The organism is Rhodococcus sp. 06-1460-1B (genome assembly GCF_002258475.1).
In the GTDB taxonomy this organism is placed as follows: domain Bacteria; phylum Actinomycetota; class Actinomycetes; order Mycobacteriales; family Mycobacteriaceae; genus Rhodococcoides; species Rhodococcoides fascians.
In genome coordinates, this window is sequence record NZ_NOYS01000023.1 from 14,796 (window position 1) to 35,638 (window position 20,843).

Annotated in this window: 19 protein-coding genes; 8 read left to right on the forward strand and 11 right to left on the reverse strand. The window is 64.3% G+C overall.

What is annotated here, in order from left to right; all coding sequences use genetic code 11:
• The first annotated feature begins 12 nt into the window (after positions 1-12).
• From CH268_RS12620 to CH268_RS12630, 3 genes are read left to right on the forward strand one after another with little or no spacing between them, the layout of a single operon-like run.
• Positions 13-1,575 (forward strand): class I adenylate-forming enzyme family protein, encoded by a 1,563-nt coding sequence (locus tag CH268_RS12620; protein WP_094664395.1) that lies wholly within the window; start codon positions 13-15, stop codon positions 1,573-1,575.
• Positions 1,572-2,198, forward strand: a complete 627-nt coding sequence (locus CH268_RS12625) for a TetR/AcrR family transcriptional regulator (protein ID WP_094664397.1) — start codon at positions 1,572-1,574, stop codon at positions 2,196-2,198. The genes CH268_RS12620 and CH268_RS12625 overlap by 4 nt, the downstream gene beginning before the upstream one ends.
• Positions 2,188-3,321 carry a serine hydrolase domain-containing protein gene (locus tag CH268_RS12630; protein WP_094664399.1) on the forward strand — a complete coding sequence of 378 codons (1,134 nt, stop codon included), beginning with the start codon at positions 2,188-2,190 and terminating at the stop codon, positions 3,319-3,321. Before CH268_RS12625 ends, CH268_RS12630 begins: the two co-directional genes overlap by 11 nt.
• A 3-nt stretch (positions 3,322-3,324) precedes the next feature.
• Here the strand turns inward: CH268_RS12630 and CH268_RS12635 are convergent, their stop codons facing one another.
• The 5 genes from CH268_RS12635 to CH268_RS12655 are packed head-to-tail and all read right to left on the reverse strand — an operon-like array spanning position 3,325 to position 8,292.
• Positions 3,325-4,203, reverse strand: coding sequence for an NAD(P)-dependent oxidoreductase (locus CH268_RS12635; protein ID WP_094664530.1), 879 nt, complete (start codon positions 4,201-4,203; stop codon positions 3,325-3,327).
• Positions 4,204-4,252: 49 nt separating this feature from the next.
• Entirely contained in the window at positions 4,253-5,326 is a 1,074-nt protein-coding gene (locus tag CH268_RS12640) for a 2,3-butanediol dehydrogenase (protein WP_094664401.1), read from the reverse strand.
• A 49-nt stretch (positions 5,327-5,375) separates the two neighbouring features.
• Positions 5,376-6,149 (reverse strand): SDR family NAD(P)-dependent oxidoreductase, encoded by a 774-nt coding sequence (locus CH268_RS12645; RefSeq protein ID WP_094664403.1) that lies wholly within the window; start codon positions 6,147-6,149, stop codon positions 5,376-5,378.
• Entirely contained in the window at positions 6,146-7,231 is a 1,086-nt protein-coding gene (locus CH268_RS12650) for an SDR family oxidoreductase (protein ID WP_094664405.1), read from the reverse strand. The genes CH268_RS12645 and CH268_RS12650 overlap by 4 nt, the downstream gene beginning before the upstream one ends.
• Positions 7,228-8,292 (reverse strand): zinc-dependent alcohol dehydrogenase, encoded by a 1,065-nt coding sequence (locus CH268_RS12655; RefSeq protein ID WP_094664407.1) that lies wholly within the window; start codon positions 8,290-8,292, stop codon positions 7,228-7,230. The genes CH268_RS12650 and CH268_RS12655 overlap by 4 nt, the downstream gene beginning before the upstream one ends.
• A 228-nt stretch (positions 8,293-8,520) precedes the next feature.
• Between CH268_RS12655 and CH268_RS12660 the strand changes: the two genes are divergently transcribed.
• Complete coding sequence (locus tag CH268_RS12660) at positions 8,521-9,243, forward strand: helix-turn-helix domain-containing protein (RefSeq protein WP_094664532.1); 723 nt, start codon at positions 8,521-8,523, stop codon at positions 9,241-9,243.
• 7 nt (positions 9,244-9,250) lie between these two features.
• Here CH268_RS12660 and CH268_RS12665 read toward each other — a convergent pair whose 3' ends face one another.
• From CH268_RS12665 to CH268_RS12685, 5 genes are all read right to left on the reverse strand, one after another.
• Positions 9,251-10,021: an SDR family NAD(P)-dependent oxidoreductase gene (locus tag CH268_RS12665; protein ID WP_094664409.1), complete on the reverse strand. Its 771-nt coding sequence runs from the start codon at positions 10,019-10,021 to the stop codon at positions 9,251-9,253.
• A gap of 34 nt (positions 10,022-10,055) precedes the next feature.
• Positions 10,056-11,030 (reverse strand): zinc-dependent alcohol dehydrogenase, encoded by a 975-nt coding sequence (locus tag CH268_RS12670; protein ID WP_094664411.1) that lies wholly within the window; start codon positions 11,028-11,030, stop codon positions 10,056-10,058.
• Positions 11,031-11,066: 36 nt separating this feature from the next.
• Positions 11,067-13,577, reverse strand: coding sequence for an ATP-binding cassette domain-containing protein (locus tag CH268_RS12675; RefSeq protein WP_094664534.1), 2,511 nt, complete (start codon positions 13,575-13,577; stop codon positions 11,067-11,069).
• Positions 13,578-13,618: 41 nt separating this feature from the next.
• Positions 13,619-14,704, reverse strand: a complete 1,086-nt coding sequence (locus tag CH268_RS12680) for an ABC transporter substrate-binding protein (protein ID WP_094664413.1) — start codon at positions 14,702-14,704, stop codon at positions 13,619-13,621.
• A gap of 67 nt (positions 14,705-14,771) precedes the next feature.
• Complete coding sequence (locus CH268_RS12685; protein WP_094664415.1) at positions 14,772-15,857, reverse strand: ABC transporter permease; 1,086 nt, start codon at positions 15,855-15,857, stop codon at positions 14,772-14,774.
• Positions 15,858-16,241: 384 nt separating this feature from the next.
• Here CH268_RS12685 and CH268_RS12690 point away from each other — a divergent pair, with 384 nt between their 5' ends.
• Genes CH268_RS12690 through CH268_RS12700 form a run of 3 tightly spaced genes read left to right on the forward strand, consistent with a single transcriptional unit; the run spans position 16,242 to position 18,650 of the window.
• Positions 16,242-16,643, forward strand: coding sequence for a nuclear transport factor 2 family protein (locus tag CH268_RS12690; RefSeq protein WP_094664417.1), 402 nt, complete (start codon positions 16,242-16,244; stop codon positions 16,641-16,643).
• A 35-nt stretch (positions 16,644-16,678) separates the two neighbouring features.
• Entirely contained in the window at positions 16,679-17,749 is a 1,071-nt protein-coding gene (locus tag CH268_RS12695; protein ID WP_094664536.1) for a maleylacetate reductase, read from the forward strand.
• 1 nt (position 17,750) lies between these two features.
• Complete coding sequence (locus CH268_RS12700; protein ID WP_094664419.1) at positions 17,751-18,650, forward strand: dioxygenase family protein; 900 nt, start codon at positions 17,751-17,753, stop codon at positions 18,648-18,650.
• Positions 18,651-18,771: 121 nt separating this feature from the next.
• Here the strand turns inward: CH268_RS12700 and CH268_RS12705 are convergent, their stop codons facing one another.
• The gene (locus CH268_RS12705) at positions 18,772-19,689 is read right to left on the reverse strand and encodes an ABC transporter ATP-binding protein (RefSeq protein WP_094664421.1); all 918 of its coding nucleotides are present in this window, start codon (positions 19,687-19,689) and stop codon (positions 18,772-18,774) included.
• 280 nt (positions 19,690-19,969) lie between these two features.
• Here CH268_RS12705 and CH268_RS12710 point away from each other — a divergent pair, with 280 nt between their 5' ends.
• Complete coding sequence (locus CH268_RS12710) at positions 19,970-20,821, forward strand: GntR family transcriptional regulator (RefSeq protein WP_032384821.1); 852 nt, start codon at positions 19,970-19,972, stop codon at positions 20,819-20,821.
• The last annotated feature ends 22 nt before the right edge of the window (positions 20,822-20,843 follow it).

Sequence of the window (20,843 nt, forward strand, 5' to 3'; positions counted from 1 at the left end):
GAGGAGTCCGCCGTGCCCGGTACCGCCATCCACCACCGCTCCCCCATCGGCCGCGCCACCATCGGCGATCAACTGCGTCGCCATGCGCGGACTCAGCCGAACAAGGTCGCGTTCATCAGCTACGCGGCGGACGGCACCCGTGAAGTCACCACGTACGGCGAACTCGATTCTCGCGCAAACCAGTTCGCCAACCTGCTGGTCGATCTCGGAGTGACCTCGGGCGACCGCGTCGCATCGATGGCTCGTAACAGCGTCGACGTGGTCGTGGCGTACTACGGCACGCTCAAAGCGGGTGCGGCCTTCACCGGCATCAACGTGATGTATCGCGCGGCCGAGGTGAAGCACCAACTCGAACACGCGGAACCGACTGTGGTAGTAGCCGATCCGGCCTACGCCGAGATCATCTCGTCGGTGAAGCCGGACACCACCACCCTGGTGACCTTCGGTACCGAATACGCCGCACTGACCGCGAACACCCCGTCCACCGAGCCGGACGTCGACATGGACGAGAACGACGTCGCGATGGTCATCTACACCTCCGGAACCGAAGCGGCACCCAAGGGCGTGATGATCCCGCACCGCAACTTCCTCATCTCCACCGCGCCCGCGTGGAGCTGGGGCCTGCGCACCGGACCGGAAGACACCTGGCTGTTCGTCATGCCCTTCCACACCATCGCCGGACTCGGCTCGATGACAACCCTGACGCTGATGGGGGCCACCCTCGTACTGCCCGCAACGGTCGATCCGGCTCAATCGCTGCGCATCATCGCCGCCGAGAAGATCTCCGTCATCGCGCAGACGCCGACGTTCTATCTGGCCCTGGCCCGTGACGAGCAGTTCGGACCCGAGACCGTCAGCCAGGTCCGGCGCTGCCTCACCTACGGTGGCCAGGTGTCGCCGCACACGATCAGCGCCTGGGCCGCCGCCGCACCCGAGGCCATCTGGGGCACCTACTGGGGACAGTCGGAACTCTCGCAGCTCGGCTCGGTCGGCTGGTTCACGACCCTCGACGACATTCCCGACGGCGACGCGTCGTGGATCGGCAAGCCCGTCACCCACCTCGAGATCAAGGTGGTCGACCCCGCGGGCAACGAGAGCGAGATCGGTGAATTGCTCTGTCGCACTCCATCGGTGATGCTCGGCTACTTCAAGGACCCCGAACGCACCGCCGAGGTGTTCCGGGACGGCTGGGTACACACCGGCGACATGGTGCGCATCGACACCGACGGCAACCTGTTCTTCTACGATCGGATGAAGGACATGATCAAGTCGGGAGGGATGAACGTGTCGTCGCAGGAAGTGGAACGCACCATCCACACGCACCCGGATGTGCTGCGCGCCGCCGTCGTCGGAGTGCCCGACCCGTACTGGTCCGAGGCCGTGACGGCCTTCGTCATCGCACGCGACGGGGTGACCGCCGACCCGGCCGCGATCATCGAGTACTGCCGCACCGAGTTGGCGTCGTACAAGGCCCCGAAGTCGGTGCACATCGTGGCCGAACTGCCCGTCGACCCGCAGGGCAAGATCCTCAAGCGTGAACTGCGGCTGCTGGCGGCGGTCGAGGAGACCGTATGACGCAGCCCGCCGAGGTCAGTCCCCTGCCCCGTCAGGTGCGCACTCGCCAACGGCGAGACGACATCGTGGCCAACGCCGCGAATATCTTTGCGCGTGAGGGCTACTCGAACGTGGGTATGCGCGACATCGCCGACGCTGTCGGCATCAAGGGTGCCAGCCTCTACCACCACTTCCCGTCCAAGGAAGACATCCTCTTCGCGATCTGCCTGACGGTCACGCAGGAGCCGGCCGAGGAGAACCTGCCGCTGCTCGACGCGGCCGGGACCCCTACCGAACGCCTGTCGTCTCTGGTGCGTGCGCACCTGGTACATCTGAACCGTCGACGGGTGGAGTACATCGTCGGGCTGCACGAGTTGGCCTCACTCACCCCCGAGCACCGCACTGTCATCGAGGATTACCGCCGCCAGTACCAACGACGCGTCCGCGACGTGATCACGGCCGGAATGCGTAGCGGTGAATTCACTGTCCCGGATGCACGTCTGGCGTCGTTCGCTCTGACCGACATGCTCAACGGCATCAGCAACTGGTTCCACGACGGCGGCGAACTCAGCATCGACGACGTCGCCGACAACTACGTCGAATTGGCCGTTCACCGCATTCTGGGGGCATCACATGGCAATTGACGGTCACTGCGACCCACGCTTCTCGGGCGTGCGCGAGAAGTTGGCGGCCAACCTCGACAGCGGAGAGGAACTCGGCGCGTCCATCGTGGTCGACATCGACGGCCACACCGCCGTCGACCTCTGGGGCGGCTATCGCGATACCGAGCGCACACTGCCGTGGGAGTCGGACACGATCACCAACGTGTGGTCGACGACGAAGATGGTGACGTGCCTGGCGGCGTTGATGCTCATCGACCGTGGAGTGCTCGATCCCGATGCGCCGGTCGCGACCTACTGGCCCGAGTTCGCAGCCGCAGGCAAACAAAACATCGCGGTCCGGAACCTGCTGTCGCACACCTCCGGAGTCTCGGGATGGGACAGGCCGTTCAGCGAAGAGGACCTCTACGACTGGGAACTGTCGACCTCGCGTCTGGCTGAGCAGGCCCCATGGTGGGATTCGCGCACCACATCGGGGTATCACGCGGCCAGCCAGGGCCACCTGATCGGAGAGGTCGTCCGCCGCGTCACCGGAAAATCGTTGCGGCAGTTCGTCGCCGACGAGATTGCCGGTCCTCTCGGAGCCGACTTCCAGATCGGTGCCGCCGATAGCGACTGGGCCCGGATCGCCGATGTGGTTCCGCCGCCCCCGCCGACCGATGATGCCGTGCCCGATCCGACGATGGTGCGTCGCAAGACCTTTCTCGGACCGTTGGTCCAGGCCTCGTCCGCGAACACCGCGGCATGGCGTGCCGCGGACATGGGTGCACTCAACGGGCACGGCAACGCACGATCGGTCGCGAGAATCCTGTCGGTCATCTCCCGAGGCGGAACTGTGGACGACATACGACTGCTGAGCCCGGAGACCATCGACACGATCTTCGAGGAGCAATCGAACGGAGTCGATCTGGCACTGGGCATTCCGTTGCGCTTCGGCCTGGGTTTTGCCCTCCCACAACACGAATCGATTCCCTACATCCCCGACGGCAAGATCTGCTTCTGGGGAGGCTGGGGCGGATCACTGACCGTTCTGCACCCAGATTCGAAGCTGACCATCTCCTACGTGATGAACCGAATGGGGCCCGGAATCATCGGCTCGGACCGCGCGGAGCAGTACGTCCGGGCGGTGTACGAGGCGATGGTCTGACGGTCAGCGCTCGGACGACTGCAAGAACTCGAGCACCGCGGCCATGTCCTTGGCCCCGAGTCCGGAGTCCAACGCTCCGTCGAGAACGTTCCCGACGGTGGTGGCCTGGGGAAGCTCGAGCCCGTGGTCGCGGGCGAGCGCGAGTCCGAGGCCTACGTCCTTGTGCAAGAGCGACAACGGGAACGCCACACCAGCCGCGGCCGGATCGAGAAAGTGTTCCTTCTTGTAGCCCACGTACGGCGCAGCCACCGCACTCGAGCCCAACACCTCGTACAGGGCGGCCGGTGCCAAACCAGCCGACTCACCGAGAATCAGTGCTTCGGCAACGGCCTGGTTCAGTGCTGCGAGAACCGAATTGACGGCGAGTTTCGCCACCGAGGCAGTGCCGGCCGCACCGGTGTGGAACTGCGCGCGCGTCACTGCCTCCAACACCGGCTTCAGGTAGGTGAACTGTTCGTCGTCGCACCCGACCATCGTTGTGATCTGCCCGGTCTCGGCCAGGCTCACACTGCCCGATACCGGGGCGTCGACCACCGCGGTGCCCGATCCTGCTGCGCGCTCGGCGAACTCGCGCACTGCAGTCGGTCCTACCGTTCCCATCACCACATGAAGGTGTTCCGCCGCACCGGCTGTCGCGATTCCGTCCGCACCGAACAGCACCTCCTCGGTCGCTGCCGCGTCGGGCAACATGCTGAATGAAATCTCGGCTCGCGCCAGATCGGCGGGCGTCGTGGTGATCGTCATTCCCAGATCGACCAGTTCGGCCGGCGCGGTATCCGCCGTCAAGTACAGGTCGTAGGCGGTGACCGTGTGGCCCGCCTCGAGGAAGCGGCGCACCATGTGGGTACCCATGCGGCCGACTCCGGCGAATCCGATGTGCATTGTCTCTCCTAGCGTGGGGCGGGCCACAAAGTGTGTGCTTGGGTGTCGATCAGGACGTCGGTGCGTCGCCGACTCGCACCAGAAGCTTCTGGGCGTCACCGTTCGGGTCGAGCAGCCGCTCGAATCCGTCGGCGACGATGTTCTCGACGTCGATGATTTCGCTGACGACCTTCTCCACCGGGTAGCGTCCCGACGCGACCAGCGCGATGATGCGCGGCCAGTCGTACACCGGGTAGCACCAGGTACCCACCAGAGTCAGGTCCTTGTTGGACATGGCCATGGGATCGATCGTCGCCGGCTTGACGTGCAGACCGACCTGCGCGACGGTTCCTCCGGAGCGGACGCTGTCGAGTGCGGCCGTCAATCCGTGCTGGTGACCCGAGCATTCCGCTGCGGCGTCTACTCCGATACCGCCGGTCAGCGCGCGAACGGCGGCGGGCACGTCCTGCACCGTCGGATCCAGTACCTCTGCGATACCGAATGCCTCGATCAGCGCGCGGCGCTTGGCATTCGGCTCCGACACGATGATCTTTGCCGCGCCCGACGCATGTGCATACAGAGCGGACAGGGCACCGATCGGTCCCGCTCCGGTGATGAGAATGGTGTCCCCAGCGCGCATCCCGGTGCAATCGACGCCGTAGGCGGCCACCGCTGCCGGCTCGATCAGCGCGCCCTGGACATCACTGACGCTGTCCGGCAGCACCGATACCTGTTGTTCCTGCACCGCAACCAGTTCGGAGATTCCTCCGCCGCCCCAGCTCAGACCGGTGCAGGCCATGATCACACACAGATGGTTCAGTCCGCGCCGGCAGTAGTAGCACTTACCGCAGGTGACGAGCGGCATGACCGACACGCGATCGCCCACTGCGACCGACTCGACGTCGGAGCCGATCTCGACTACGCGCGCCGAGAATTCGTGTCCGAACACCTGCGGCGCTTTCGCACCGGTGAGTGCGTGGGGTTCGGTCGGAATGACGATCGGACCGAAGGCGTACTCGTGCAGGTCCGTTCCGCAGATGCCGCAGAAGAACGGTCGAAGCAGAACCTCGCCCGGGCCCACCTTCGGGGCCGGAACGTCTTCTACCCGTACATCGTGTCGGTCGTGAAATACCGCAGCGCGCATTAGCTTTCTCCTGAAGTCGAAAATCTGTGTGAAGGGACGAGATCCTGCGTCAGACCGCGGTGATTCCGCCGTCGATGGTGACTGCGGAACCGGTCTGATAGCCGACGTCCTCGCGCAGCAGGAAGACCACCAGCTCGGCGATCTCCTCGGGAGATCCGTACCGCCGCAGCGGTGTGTCTTCGATGAACCGGTCGCGCTCGAAGTTCGGATCGTCCGGATTGACCAGGCTTTCGGACCTCGACATCAACGGAGTGTCGACCGGTCCGGGGCAGATGCAGTTCACCCGAATGCCGTGGGCCGCGGATTCTGCTGCAGCACTGCGGGTCAGCCCCAGAACGGCGTGCTTGGTCACCACGTAGTCGGAGCGATCAGGAGCGCCCTTGAGGCTGAGAATCGAACCGGTGTTGACCACCGCTCCGCCGCCGGACCGCTGCAGCAGCGGAAGCACGTTCTTGAGCCCGAAGAACATGCCGTTGAGGTTGACGTCGACGACCGATCGCCATTCGTTCTCGGTGGTATCGACGATGGACTTGTGCACGCCCTCGACACCGGCGTTGTTGAAGAACAGTCGCGGTTCGCCGATCAGCGAGGTCGCAGCATCCGCATACGCCTTCACCTGATCGTGAACGGACACGTCGGCGGCGAACGGATGGATCTCGCCCTCCGACTCCGCTGCCGTTCGCTCTGCGGCCGCCATGTTCATGTCGACGGCGAGCACCCGGGCACCCAACGACGCCAGCCGATGCGCCACTGCCCGGCCGATACCGCTGCCGGCACCGGTGACGATTGCACCCTTGTTCGTGAACTGTGACTGTTCGTTCATCGGTGACTCCTCGGGAGAATTCCGGCCGCGCGGTAGCTCTCGGTCTTGTCCAAGAAACTCTCGAACGTGGATCGGAACCCGAGGAAACCGGCCTCGCGGCTCTTGGTCATATCGGTCAGGCATTCGATGTCGCGGCCCAGGTCGCCGTCGGTATGCCACCAGGACGCCAGACGATCGACATCTGCTTCGACCAGATCGTGCTTCGCCGCGATCTCGGTCCATACCTTCGCGGCGTCACCCATGCGTTCGTCGAGCGGCTTGGGGGCATCGGCGAAACCGACGGGTTCGACGCCGAACGCCTCCGCGATCTGGGGCCACATCCAGCGCCACCGGAACACGTCACCGTTCGCGATGTTGAAGGCTTCGTTCTCGCCCTCGACATGTGTTGCCGCCCAGATCATCTGCTCGGCGAGAAGGTCTGCATCGGTGATGTCGGTCAAGCCGTTCCACTGGGTATCCGACCCGGGGAACACGAACGGCGCACCGGTCTCGCGGCAGATCTCGGCATACACGCCCAGCGTGAGCGCCATGTTCATCGCGTTCCCCACCGCGTAACCGAAGACGGTGTGCGCTCGGTGCACACTCCAGGTGAACCCCTGCTCTTCCGACGCCGAGAACAGTTCGTCCTCTTGGGTGTAGTAGAAGTTCGGGTTCGGCAGCCTGGGTTCGCTCTCGTGGAACGGGGTTTCGGCCATGACACCGGTCGCGTAATCGTCGAACGGGCCGAGATAGTGCTTCAGGCCGGTCATCAGCGCGACGTGACGCAGCGCGGACTTGCCCTTCATCGCGCCGAGGACGTTTCGGATGATGCTGCCGTTGACCTCGATGTTCTCGGCCTCCGAGTCCTGCTTCATCCAGGCCGTGATGAACACGATCTCCGGGTCGACGCCGTCGAGTGCTGCAGCCAACGACTCCGGATCGAGCAGATTCGCCGAGACCGGCACCACGCCCTCGACCGGATTGGTCGTGCCGCGGGCCAGACCGTAGGTGGTCCACCCTGTGTCGACGAGCTGACGCGAGATCGTCTGGCCGGCAATCCCGGTGGCACCGATGACGAGCGCCGCCTTGCTGGGCGCGCTCATCGGAGCGCCGGATCGATGAGGACCTTGCCTTCGACCTTGCCGGTCGAGAGCCGCTCCAGCGCCGCGGGCAGATCTGCCAGCCCCACGGGCGCCTCGGCCAGCTCCTGGCCGAGCGGTCCGGTGTTCAGAATGTCCAGTGCGGCAGGTAGATCGGTGTCGCATACGTGGGCCAAGGTGGTCTCGAGAGTGATCTCTCGGAAAACGAGCGAATGCACGTCCAGCTCCGGTTTCTCTTTGGGAATTCCTACTGCGAGTACGCGGCCGCCATCGGCCACCATGGTCAACGCCGAGACCAATTGGCCGGGCGCTCCACTTGCTTCGATGACGACGTCCGGCTTCTTTCCGCCCAGTGCCTCGATGATCTGCGCGACGAGGTCCTCGGACGGAGTCAGCGTGCGATGCGCTCCGAGGCGCGTCGCACGATCGAGCCGCTTCCCCGGGAAGTCGACGACGGTGACATCGGCTTCCACCAGGTGCTTCAGGCCGGCGAGGACGAACGAACCGATGGCACCGGCACCGATGACGACGACGTTGTCACCGTCACGGGCACCCGAGCGCCGCGCAGCGTGAATGCCGACGGCCAATGGCTGAGCGAGTCCGGCATAGTCGACGGACAGTCCTTCGGGCAACGCTCGCAGTGTCTTCGACGGGACGCTCGCGAACTCCGCCATGCCGCCGTCGACGTTGAGTCCGAGGGTCTTGTAGGTCGCGCACTGATTGGTGCGGCCTTCTTTGCAGCGTCGGCATGTGCCACACCAGATTCCGGCCCCGGTAGCCACCAGATCTCCGATCTTGTTCTCGGAGTCGGGGTCTGCTTCGACCACCTCGCCGACGAATTCGTGGCCGAGGATCAACGGGCCCTGATGTCCACTGTTGGGGTGCCGCCGCAGTACCGGGAAGGTCTTGGGTCCGGCCACCCATTCCGAGGCGTCGGTGCCGCAGATACCCGAGCGCAGAACACGGACGAGCGCTTCACCCGACGCGCGTCGCGGAACCGGAACCTCCTCGACGCGGATGTCGCGCGCGCCGTAGTACACGGCCGCCTGCATGGTGTCGGGCACAATTCCTCCTGGACGAATTTCGAATGTGATGCACGCAACTTCTTAAGTGTAGAGTAACACTGCACATGTTCAGTTCCAAGCGGTTACGGCACGAAAACCTGTGCGAGAAGCTGGAACAGCGGAATGACCGAGCAATGAGACAATCGATGCACTACGGTCCGTCCAGTGGGTGCGTACACCCGGCATCAGGGGGCGACGTTGAATGCAGAGGTGGGAGGCGACGGAAGAATGACCGAAGAGAGCGTCGAGGTCGAATCGGCCGAGACAGCCGTTCAGATGAACGCGCAAATGGGCTTGCGACTGCGTGGAGCGCGCGAGAAGGCGAACATGTCGTTGCGGGAGATGGCACGTCGAGTTCATCTGTCCCCCAGCTTCATCTCTCAGGTCGAGCTCGGACGGACGGCACCCTCGGTGGGCACGCTGTACGCCATGGTCACCGAGTTGGGTCTCTCGCTCGACTCTCTGATGGCCGAAGACGTAGCACCGCATGACCTCGAATCTCCGCGGCCTACACCGTCGACTCGGCCGAAGCTCGCGGACCGAACCGAGGTAGCCCACGCGAACGGCAGTGCGCGAGCGTCCTCGGTTCAGCCGCTCCCAGAGGTGGGAGCGCTTCCCGGCCTGCAGCGGGCCGACGAACGACCCGAGTTGTACCTCGGTGGTGTCCGCTGGGAACGACTGACACCGGACGACGACCCGGAGGTGGAGTTCCTCCGAGTCACCTACCCGGCCGGGACCGAATCCTGCCCCGCAGACAACCTGATGAACCACGGCGGCAAGGAGTACATCCACATCCTGTCCGGACGATTGGAGATTCAGGTCGCTTTTGCCCGCCAGGTGCTCGGACCGGGTGACAGTCTCCACTTCGACTCGTCCATTCCGCACCGGCTGAGCAACCCGCACGACGAGACCTGTGTCGCAATCTGGTTCGTGGTCGGTCGGCAGAAATGATGCGGTCTCACACCGCCGTGTAACCGCCGTCGACCACCAGCGCGGCACCGTGCACGAAGCGGGCCTCGTCACTGGCCAGGAACAGCACCGCGTTGGCGACGTCCTCCGGCTCACCGACGTGACCGATCGGATGCTTGGGCTCCATGATGTCGAGGTAGCCGCGCAGCCCGCCTTCGCTGCGTTCGGCCAGTTCACGCACGAACGGAGTCAGGATGGTGCCGGGGTGGACGGAGTTCACCCTGATGCCGTCGCGTCCGTACGTCACCGCGTCCTTCTTGGTCATGATTGTGACCGCGCCTTTGGCGGCGTGATACGGGGCCATCTCGTGCGATCCGACGAGTCCGTAGATCGACGAGATGTTGACGATGCTGCCGCCGCCGTTGGCCCGTAGGTGCCCGATCGCGTGCTTGGTGCAGAAGAAGACACCCTTCACATCGACCGCGAAGACTGCGTCCCACTCTGCCTCGGTGACCTCGTGGGTGGGCTTGTCGACACCCGAGATACCTGCGTTGTTGACGAGGATGTCGAGCTTCCCGAACTCCTCGGACACCTGCTCGAACACCGAGGACACCTCGGCCTCGTCGCTGACGTCCAATCGCCAGAACGCCGCCCGACCGCCCTGTTCGTCGATCAGGCGGACGGTCTCCACTCCGTCCCTCTCGGAGACGTCGGTGACGGCGACGGCAGCTCCGTGCGCAGCGAACAGCGTTGCCATGGCACGCCCCATCCCCTTGCCGGATCCGGTGACGATGGCGACTTTGTCGGTCAGACGAGACATGAAAGGTCCTCGGTGTCGTATGGGTTTCGGGATTTCAGAGAGTTGCGTCGAAGGTGATGTGCACCTTGATGTTCTCGGCCGGCTTCTGTGCCTCGTCGAGAGCGGTCACGGCATCGTCGGCCGCGATTTCACGGGTCACCAGTCCACCGAGATCGAGCCCGCTCCTGGCGATGAAACGCAGCGTCGCCGGCCACACGCCCGGCGAGCCGATCGCGCCGCGGATGTCGAGTTCCTTGGACTGGATGAGCCCCAGTTTCGCCGGTGCCGATCGTCCGACGTCGATACCGATGTACACCACTCGGGCGCGATGCCCGGCGAGTTCGAGTGCACTGGCCATCACCTCGGGACGGCCCGTTGCCTCGACGACGACATCGGCACCTCGTCCGTTGCTCACCTTGCCGAGCAGTTCGTCCACCTCGTCCGGGGTCACCGCATGTGCAGCACCGAGTTTCAGCGCCGCCTGCCGGCGGCCCTCGGAAGGTTCGACCACGATGGTCGTCGCCCCGAGCGCGGCGCCACCGGCAACCACCCCGAGCCCGATCGGTCCGGCTCCGAGCACGACGAGTACGTCGCTCGCGTTGACGTTTCCGGCGCGCATCAACCCGTAGTAGCCGCAGCTGAACGGTTCGACCAGCGCGCCGCTGGTGAACGAGACCTCGTCGGGAAGCTTGTGCAGCCACGCAGGTTTGACGACGAAGAACTCCGCCGCTGCGCCGCTGATGGAGAACCCGAAGTGGTCCTCGCCGATGACACATTCGCCGACGACACGGTCGCCCACCTGGAAGCCGTCGACGTCGGCACCCACCGTCGCCACCTCACCGGACCACTCGTGGCCGGGAATGATCGGGTACTCGAACGGGATGATGTAGCGGCCCTCGAGCAGTTCGATATCGGAATGGCAGACGCCGACCGACCGTGCGGCGATCAGAACCTCGTCTGCCGCTATCGCCGGGATATCGAGGTCGGCAACCTCGGCCTTGTTCTCTGCGACGAATCTGAGTGCTTTCACTGCTGTCTCCTCTGTGTGACGTTCTTGTGCGGAAGGTCAGTGCGTGCGGGCCGAATTGCGCTGCTGCAGAGCGATGTACAGGACGGCGGCCACGATGACGATGGCGCCCTGCAGCCAGTACTGCCAGGCCGTATCGAGGCGCAGGAAGTTGGCGAGGGCCAGAATCACCTGCAGCAGAAGCGCTCCGAGCAGTACTGCGATCGGCGAACCGCTACCGCCGCGCAGCAGCGTTCCGGCCACGACGACTGCGGTGATGGCCGACAGGGTGAAACCGATTCCCTGGTTCGGGTCACCGACGCCGACCTGACCGACCAGCATGATGCCGCCCAGCATCGTCATCAACGAGCAGCCGATGTAGGCCGCGGTGACGGTGAGGCCGGTGCGGACGCCCATCTTTTCGGCGATGACGCTGTCCGATCCCGAAGCGCGAAGCGCTATTCCGGGCCGAGCGAAGCGCAGAACGGCACCGAGCGCCACGGCTGCGAGTACAGCGACCACGAAGGCCACGGGAACCGGGCCGACGCTGTAGTTGATGACATCGAGAATGGCGAAGTCGACGTATCCGTCGATCTCCGGTCGGAGCAGCAGCGAGATTCCCTGAATACCGATGTAGGTCACCAGTGTCGCTGCCACAGCGGTGAAGCCGAGGCCGCGGATCAATCCGCCGTTGATTGCGCCGACGATGATCGCGGCGGCGACGGCGACCGCAACACCGGCCACCAGACTTCCCACCGACGCCCCGTCGAACCAGAAGAACGACATGATCACCAGCACCAGCCCGGTGAGAGGACCCACCGACAGATCGATGCCGCCGGTCATCACCACCAGCATCTGGCCGAGCGCGATGAAACCGAGCGCCGTGGTGGTGAGCAGTACCGATACGAGGTTGGCTTCACCGAGGAACCGTGCGTTCTGCGTCGTGGCGATCAGGGACAGCAGCACGATGGCCCCGAGCAATGTGTACGCGGGCAGTGATCGAGCGATTTTGCTCGGAGGCTTGTCCACCGCCCCGACTCCCGTTGCCGCCGCAGCACTTCGGTGTCCGGTGGCCGACACCATGGCTTGCATCATGTTGTGCTCGGTCACCGCGTCACCGCTGAGGGACTCGACGACGGCACCGCGGGAGACGACCAGAACCCGGTCGCACAATCCCTCGAGTTCGACGGCGTCGGAGGACAGCACGACTATTGCCATACCGTCGTCCGCGGCCGCTCGTAACTGCGAATAGATCTCGGCGCGGGCCCCGGCGTCGACGCCCTGCGTCGGCTCCTCGGCCAGAACGAGCGTGGGCTCGGACAGCAACGCTCGGGCCAGGACCACCTTCTGCTGGTTGCCTCCGGAGAGGTTCCCTACCGAGGTCTCGACGCTCGGGGCCTTGACGGTCAGGGCCTTGGCCATCGCCGTCGTGAGTCGACTCTCGCGGCCCTTGTCGATGATGCCGTTGGACACGAATCGCCCGAACGCGCCGAGGGCGGAATTCTCCCGGATCGAGAACTCCGGCAACACACCTTCTCCCGCGCGATCGGCAGGCATGAACGCGATTCCGGCGCGGTGCGCGTCGGCGGACGACTTCAGCGTCAACCGATCACCGCCCAACCGAACGGTGCCGGTGGATTCGGAGAGACCGGCCAGGGCACGGAGCAACGCCACCTGACCGTTGCCCGCGACACCGGCGAGACCGACGATCTCGCCCGCACCGACCGTGAACGAGATGTCCTCGAAATCGGGGCTCGACAGATTCTCGACGACGAGGCCCTCCGCACTCGGGCCGGTGCCCTTCGGCGGGAACACTGCGTCGACGTCGCGTCCTGCGATGAGCGTGATGATCTCGTCGTCGGTGAGGGACTGTGGATCGTAGGAGCCGCGCACCCGGCCGTCGCGAAGAATGGTCATCGTGTCCGCCAGTTCCCGGACCTCGGGAATGCGGTGGGTGATGTAGACGACCGCAACCCCGGCTGCGGCGAACCGACGAACCTGCTCGAAGAGCAGATCCACCTTGTCCTGCACCAGTGGTGCCGTCGGCTCGTCCAGAATGAGCACCTTGGTGTCGATCGCGAGTGCCTTGGCGATCTCGATCAGTTGACGCTCGGCAATGGGGAGGTCGGCGCACTTGGTGTCCGGGTGGACCGTGCATCCCACCACCGCCAGCTTCTCGGTGACCCACGGCCCCATCTCGAAGACCGAGGGGCGCAGATGGCGGGGAATGGCGAGAACGAGATTCTCGGCGACCGTCAGGTCCGGCAGCAACGCGGGAGTCTGATGGACGATGGAGATGCCGAGGGCGAGTGCGTCGGCAGGAGTCAGGTCGGTCCGCTCGTTGCCCGCGACGACCACCGATCCCGACGTCGGGGTCAGCGTTCCGGAGATGATCGACATCAGAGTGGACTTGCCTGCGCCGTTCTCACCCAAGAGCGCGTGCACCTGCCCCGGCCTGATGTCGATGTCGACACCGGCCAGTGCGGTCACCGGGCCGAACGTCATGCCGATTCCGCGGACCTGAAGGTACGGCTCGGCGAGAGTGACTGTGGACGTGGATCTCTCGTTCATCGAAGCTCCTGACAGCACTGGCTGCGGTGTGATCGGACGTGTCATTGCAGTACCTCTCCGATGCGCTGCGGATCGAGCGTGCTCGACAGGAGCGCGTCCTCGGGCAGATTCGGCTCACAGATCGGTGCGCTCGGTGCGCCACTGATCGAGTCCTCGAAGGCAACCGGCACATCGACTTTCGACTCGGGTGCGACGCCTCCGGTGGCCTCGGCCACGACGTGCTGGACGGCCAACCGGACCATGTAGGTCTGCGAGGTGACCGTGAACAGCTCGAACCCGGGATTGGCGTCCTTCAATTGCTCGTACTGGCACGACAATCCGTTGGAATCGGCCGACGCGATCAGCGGAAGCGGACGGCCGGCCTGCTGAAATGCCGTCATGATGCTGGTCGCGGCGAAGTCCGTCATGACCGCATCGATCTGCGGGAAGCGCGACAGCATCGTCGAGGTGGCCTGCTGGGTTTCCGCGGGCGTCCAGTTGGTGACGGTGAACGGCTGGTCGCCGATCAACTTGATACCCGGATGATCGGCCAGGACTTCCTGCATGCCTTCGTATTCCGCGAGATCCTGAGAGTTCGCGGGCGGTCCGCCGAGGAACAGAACGTTGCCCTCACCGTTGGGCAGCGACTTCACCAGCCACTCGGCATACAGGCGGCCGATCGCGCCGAAGTCCGCGGCCACGAAGGTGGTGTACTCCGACCCCTCGGAGCCACCGGGAGAAATTCGGTACGGAACGACGGCGACGCCGGCCTTGTACTCGTAGCGCAGCGCCGGAAGAACGGCCTTGCCCGAGTCGGGGAACACGAGCATTCCGTCGACGCCCTGAGCGCCGAGGCTCTTGATGTCGGCGATCGCCTTCTGCGTGTCACCCTGGGCATCGGTGGTGATGAAGTCCGTGACGGACGAGCACTTGGCGAGTTCGTCCTGCAGTTCGGCGAAGTTGGTTCGCTTCCAACTGTTTCCACCGCTGCCGTCAGCGAATCCGATGACGGCAGAGTTGGGGCCGCACCAGTCCGGCCGTGGCTCGCTGCTGGACACGGTCTCGAAGCCGCCCACCGAGCAGCCCGCGATCAGGGCGGCGACAGGCAACAGCGTCATCATCCGCAGGGTGTAGGTCTTGAGCTTCATCGATGGTGTCCTCGAGTCAAGGGGGAAGAACGAATGTCGTAGCGGGGCAGGTCCCGTGTGCCGGCGGTCATGACACCTCGACCGGCTTCCTGGGTTCCTCGACGGCAGCCGTGCGACGGGTGCGTCCGGGCCGGAAACCGCTGTGGAAGGCCACACCGAGGCCGAGCGCGAGAGCCTGGATGAGGATCTGCCAGCCGTACGCGAGTCCCAGAGTCGACGCCAAACGGTCGACCTGGGTGAAGAAGACTGCGGCGATCAACGAGGCGAGCACACTGCCCTTACCGCCGAGCAGCGATGTGCCACCGAGAACCACTGCGGCCACCGACGGCAGAAGGTAGGTGTTGCCCTCGCTGATTCCAGGAGTGTTGACGATGCCGGTCAGCAACACGCCGGCGACGGCGTAGAGCACGGCGGCCACGGAATACGCGCTCAACGTGTAGCGCAGCGGTGCGATGCCTGCCGCGACGGCCACCCGCGGATTGGCACCGACGGCCTCGAAGATGCGTCCGGTCGGGGTGAGGCGAACGACGACCCCGACGATGATCGTCAGGACGACCGCGACGACGACGGTCACCGGGACTCCGAGCACCGTCGATCCGATGACATCGGACAGTCCGGTCGGGGTACGACGTGCGGCACCCTCGGAGACCGCCCAGGTCGCGCCGATGAGCAGTGCATTCATACCCAGAGTCGCGACGATCGGAGCAACACTCAATCGCGCGACGACGAAGCCCGAAACCGCTCCGGCCACTGCGGAGATGAGCAGTGCTGCGATCACGGCCATGACGATGGCACCGGTCGTACCGCTACTGGCGAGCTTGGTGACCACAACGACCGACAGTGAGAACACGCCCGGTACCGAAAGATCGATACCGCCCTGCTGCACGACCAGGGTCTGTCCGATCGCGACGACCGCGAGGATCGCCGCGAACGGCAACATCGCCGATATCGCGCCACTGCTGACGCTCTGCGGCGCGAGCAGGGCGCTGATCAGGAACAGAACTACGGTGGCAATTCCGATGGCGACAGCGCCTCGAGCTCGTCCGCTGAGGGCCGTCCCCACTACGCCTGCCGACGATCGTTCGTTTCCTGGAGTGGGCTCGACGCCCGCCGAGGGAGCCGGTTCTCCAACCGATTGACCATGTGATGTCACGAGAGTTCTCCGTTGATCGGGCGATGAGGGTGGTGGAGCCGGCGGCAGGTTCTGTAGCGAGCAAGTCAGCTGTGCGCGTCGCACGCGGCACATCGCGTCAGAATGTCCACCATTGCTGCATGAATGTCCTGTCCTGATTGAACTGTGCAGTGGGTCACTTTGTCAAGCAGGTAATGCCGTGCACCACTCCGCGCACGCTTCGATCATCGTTCACCTGCATTGATGCCACGTAAGACGCCGATTCGTCCGGTACGGCTCTGCTCGACGAGCCGTCGAACACGCGCATCAAAGGTGTTCTGTGACAGTTGACACTTGCTCTTCGGCTGCCTACCGTCGTCACCTACCGGCACATCTGCGGCCGCTCGACTTTTCAGGAGAATCCCCATGACACAGGCACAGGAACTCGATATCGACGCCATCAAGGCCACGATCTCCGAGCTCGAGAACAAGCGCTACACGGCAATCGTCGACGGCGACCTCGATGCCTTCGCGAGCTGCTGCCACCCGAACCTCGTCTACACCCACTCCGACGGCAGCCGCGACACGGTCGACTCGTACCTGAACAAGGTCACCTCCGGCTTCTACGTCTACCACCGCATCGACCACCCGACCGAGGACATTCTCGTCTCGGGCGACACCGCGATCGTCGTCGGCGAAATGAACGCGAGCATCACCGCCAACGGCAAAGAGAAAGAACTGGTGAACAACTCGATTGCGGTGTGGGTCAAGGAGAACGACCAGTGGCTGCTGCTCGCCTACCAGCCGACTCCGCGTCCCTCGCACTGATACACACTCGACTCACCGACACACCGGAGGTACGGATGCTCGAATTCGAGCACGACTCACTCGCTCAACGCGTTCTGTTCGGAGCGGGCAAGGCCGCATCCAACCTCGCTGCCGAGGCCACTCGACTCGGCGCAACGTCGGTCATGGTCATCGCAGGCCCCGCCGAAACCGAGCTGGCGACATCGCTGTGCCGCGAGATCGAGCCACGGTTGATGTATTCCGAAGTGGTGCAGCATGTTCCGATCGAGACTGCGGAGAAGGCGCGCGCCGCGGCCATCGAACACGAGGTGGATCTGCTGGTCTCCATCGGCGGAGGTTCGACCACCGGTCTGGCGAAAGCGGTCGCCCTCACCAGCGGCATTCCCATCGTCGCCATTCCCACCACGTACGCGGGCTCGGAGGCCACGAACGTGTGGGGACTGACCGAGGCGTCACGTAAGACCACCGGTGTCGACGCGCGAGTGCTCCCCACCACGGTGATCTACGACGTGCTCTCGCTGCTGACCCTTCCGGTGGAATTGAGTGTGGCGTCCGGACTCAACGCCCTGGCGCATTCCGTCGACTCGATGTGGGCTCCTCGGGCGGATCCGATCAATTCCACTCTCGCAGTGGAGGCCATCACGGCTCTCTCCAGCGGACTTCGAGACATCAAGCGAGATTCCTCCAGCCAATCCGGCCATGAGCAAACCCTTTACGGCGCTTACCTTTCTGCGGTCGCCTTCGCGTCCGCGGGATCCGGATTGCATCACAAGATCTGCCATGTGCTCGGAGGCACGTACAACATGCCGCATGCGCAGACCCATGCGATCGTGCTGCCACACGTACTCGAGCACAACGCTCCGTACGCACCCGCGGCCGAGCAACGCATCGCGGCGGCTTTCGGGACCGCCACTGCGGTGGAGGGACTGTGGTCGCTCCGCACCGAACTCGAGGCACCGACCGCGCTGCGTGACTACGGCCTGAAGGAGTCCGATCTCGACGAGGCCGTTGCTCTCGTTCTCGAGGCAGCTCCCGCGTCCAATCCGCGGCCGGTCACTGCCGAATCGCTCATGGTATTGCTCCGTAATGCTTGGGCAGGAACGACTTCCGAGAACGAGGACCGCTGACATGGGTATCGGCAACCGCACCGACGTCTCATCCGAGCAGAGTGGCCGAGAGCGTGCGCTGACCGACAAGGTCGTCGCCAGCTTCGCCGACACCCCCGATCCGCGACTGCGAGAACTCCTCACCGGGTTGACCGAGCATCTCCATGCGTTCATTCGAGAAGTCCGACTGACCGAGGACGAGTGGGCCAAGGCCATCGAGTTCCTCACCGAAGTCGGTCACATCACCGATGACCGGCGTCAGGAATTCATCCTGCTGTCCGATGTTTTCGGTGCCTCGATGCAGACCGTGACCGTCAACAACGAAGCGATCGCCGGTGAAACGGAGTCGACGGTGTTCGGTCCGTTCTTCGTCGACGACGCCCCCGCAATCGAGTCGGGCGGAGACATCTCCCACGGCGCACCGGGCCAGGCATGCTGGGTCGAGGGGACGGTCACCGATATATCAGGTGAACCCGTTGCGAATGCCCGGATCGAGGTGTGGGAAGCCGACGACGACGGTTTCTACGACGTCCAGTACTCCGACGGACGGGTTGCCGCTCGCGGTCACCTGTTCTCGGACGACAACGGGAAGTTCGCGTTCTGGGGCCTCACTCCGACTCCCTACCCGATTCCCTTCGACGGCCCCGTCGGACGGATGCTCGACGCCGCCGGACGCTCGCCGATGCGGGCATCGCACCTGCACTTCATGGTCACCGCCGAGGGTAAACGGACACTGATCACCCACATCTTCGTGCGCGGCGACGAACTGCTCGATCGCGATTCGGTGTTCGGCGTCAAGGATTCGCTCATCAAGGACTTCGTGGAGCAGCCTGCGGGAACCCCCACCCCCGACGGCCGAGAACTGGGCGAAAACACCTGGTCGAGGGTCGAATTCGACATCATTCTCGCGCCGGAGCATTAGAGACCACGCCAACCCGGGCGGCGCCCGCCGCTCCGTGGGGAGACATCTCCTGTTGAACCGACACTGCACACGGATTTGTGCTGTCGAGCAGCGGGCGATGTGGAACTGATCCCCACGGGGCTCAGGCAGGAATGAAATCCCGGAGCACGGGAAGCCTCGTCGCCGAGCGATTCGCGAGTGTGGGCACACAACCCAGCAGTCCCTTGGTGTACGGATGCGTCGCTGTCGTTGCTATGTCGGCGGACGCCTTCTGCTCCACCAGCTCACCGCGGTACATCACCAGCATGGTGTCGGAGAATTCGAGACACAGCTTGATGTCGTGACTGACGATGAGCAGTGCAGTCCCCTGCTCCTGGGTCAGGTTCTGCAGCAATTCCATCGTTCCGCGGGCCAGCGACGCGTCGAGTGCACTGGTCGGTTCGTCGGCAATGAGCAGTCGGGGTGATCCGCACAGCGCCAGGGCCGTCATCACTCGCTGGCGCATACCGCCGGACAGCTCGTAGGGCCGACTGCGCATCACGCGACGGGTATCGGAAAGCCCGACTTTGTTCAGCCAGTGCTCGGTCAGGTCCACTCGTTCGCGTTTCCGGGTGACGCCCACTCCGGCGAGGACGTGCTTGAACTGTCCCCCGATGGTCCACACGGGATCCAGCGCAGTCATCGCATCCTGGAACACCATCGCGATGCCGTCGGTTCTGCGCGGCACACTGCGGCCGGTCGACGGCTGCGCCGGCTTTCCCTCGAATTCGAGGAGCGTCGATTCGATGGTGGCACCCGCGGATACATCGATCAAACCCGCGATTGTCATGGCCAGCGTCGACTTACCCGAACCCGACTCGCCCACCAGCGCCACCCTCTCACCGGGTGCGATCTCGAACGATGCCTTGTCCACCGCGACCACAGCCGAGTCACCGGTTCCGTACGTCACGGTGAGGTCTTGGACATCGAGGACCGGTCGGCCGGTTACCGGCGAGTAGTCATCGGTGTCATGATCGCGATGGGTGACCGAAAGCGATTCTGGCTCTGCGGTTGTCGTCATAGATAACTCCTGCCGATACGCTGTCGATTCGAGGACGGTGTCCATGGTCGCGGTTCGGTGTTTCCCACAGCCTCGTCGACGGTAAACAGCACATTACGCAGCCCATGCGCCGCCCACACAGCGGCCTGAGCAGGGATTTCTTCATAAGTTTCTTGGTTAAGGCCGCAGCGCAGGCAGCGAAACCAGCACCGATGTCCGATATGCTCGCAGTCATCACTGGTGATCTCGACGTCGCGGCCACCTCGGCTCTCCCATGCGCATCCCCGAAAGGCGATGACAGATGACCCGCCCCTTCTTCGATGACGAATCCGGTTCTGTCGCAGCTCATCTACGCAGACAGGCCGACGAACAACGAGCACGGTATCTCCGCGCCCAGACGAACCGCTCCGAGAAGTTCGTCACCTCACCCCGCCGTGTGTACGAGCTGATCAGGTCGGGGATCCGCCGAGGCACGATGCCCCACGACGAGATTCTGTCCGAGCAGCATCTCATCCAGTCGCTCGGCGCAACGAGAAACGCTGTGCGAAAAGCACTTCAGATGCTCGCAGACGATGGTGTCGTGCTCCGCGCGCGCCGTGCCGGTACGTCGATCGCCCACGACATCGTGGCGGTGCGAGAAGGCGAGGTGGGGCCGAGGGCCTGGGCCGGAATGCCGGACGAGGGCCGCTTGACGGTCGAAACGTTGGAGTGCAGACGTATTGCCGCGCCCACCGTCATTCAAGAATTCATCGGCACCGAGGTCGATTCGGTGATTCTCCTCGAGCAGATCGGCCGCATGGGTGGAAAGCCTCTGTATCTGCGTGTCGGCTACTGCATCACGGATTTCGAGATCGACGAATTCACCGAACGCATCGAGAGCAACCACTCGGAGTATCCGCCCATCGCCGTCGCTCATCGACGAATCTTCGGCACCACCTACGGCGGGAGCAGCTCGGTCGTCGAAGCGATCTCCTGTCAGGAACGGGCGGCCGAACTGCTGGATATGCAGGTGGGTGCGCCGGTATTGCTGCGCGAGTTGATCACTCGCGACACCGATGGCCGCCCGTCCGAACTGAGCTTCACGCACTTTCGGGCAGACCGTGTCGCCATCATCGGATCGACCGAAACGGCGGCCACCTCGGCCCTGGGCTGAGGTGACCGCCGCGACGGTGGGA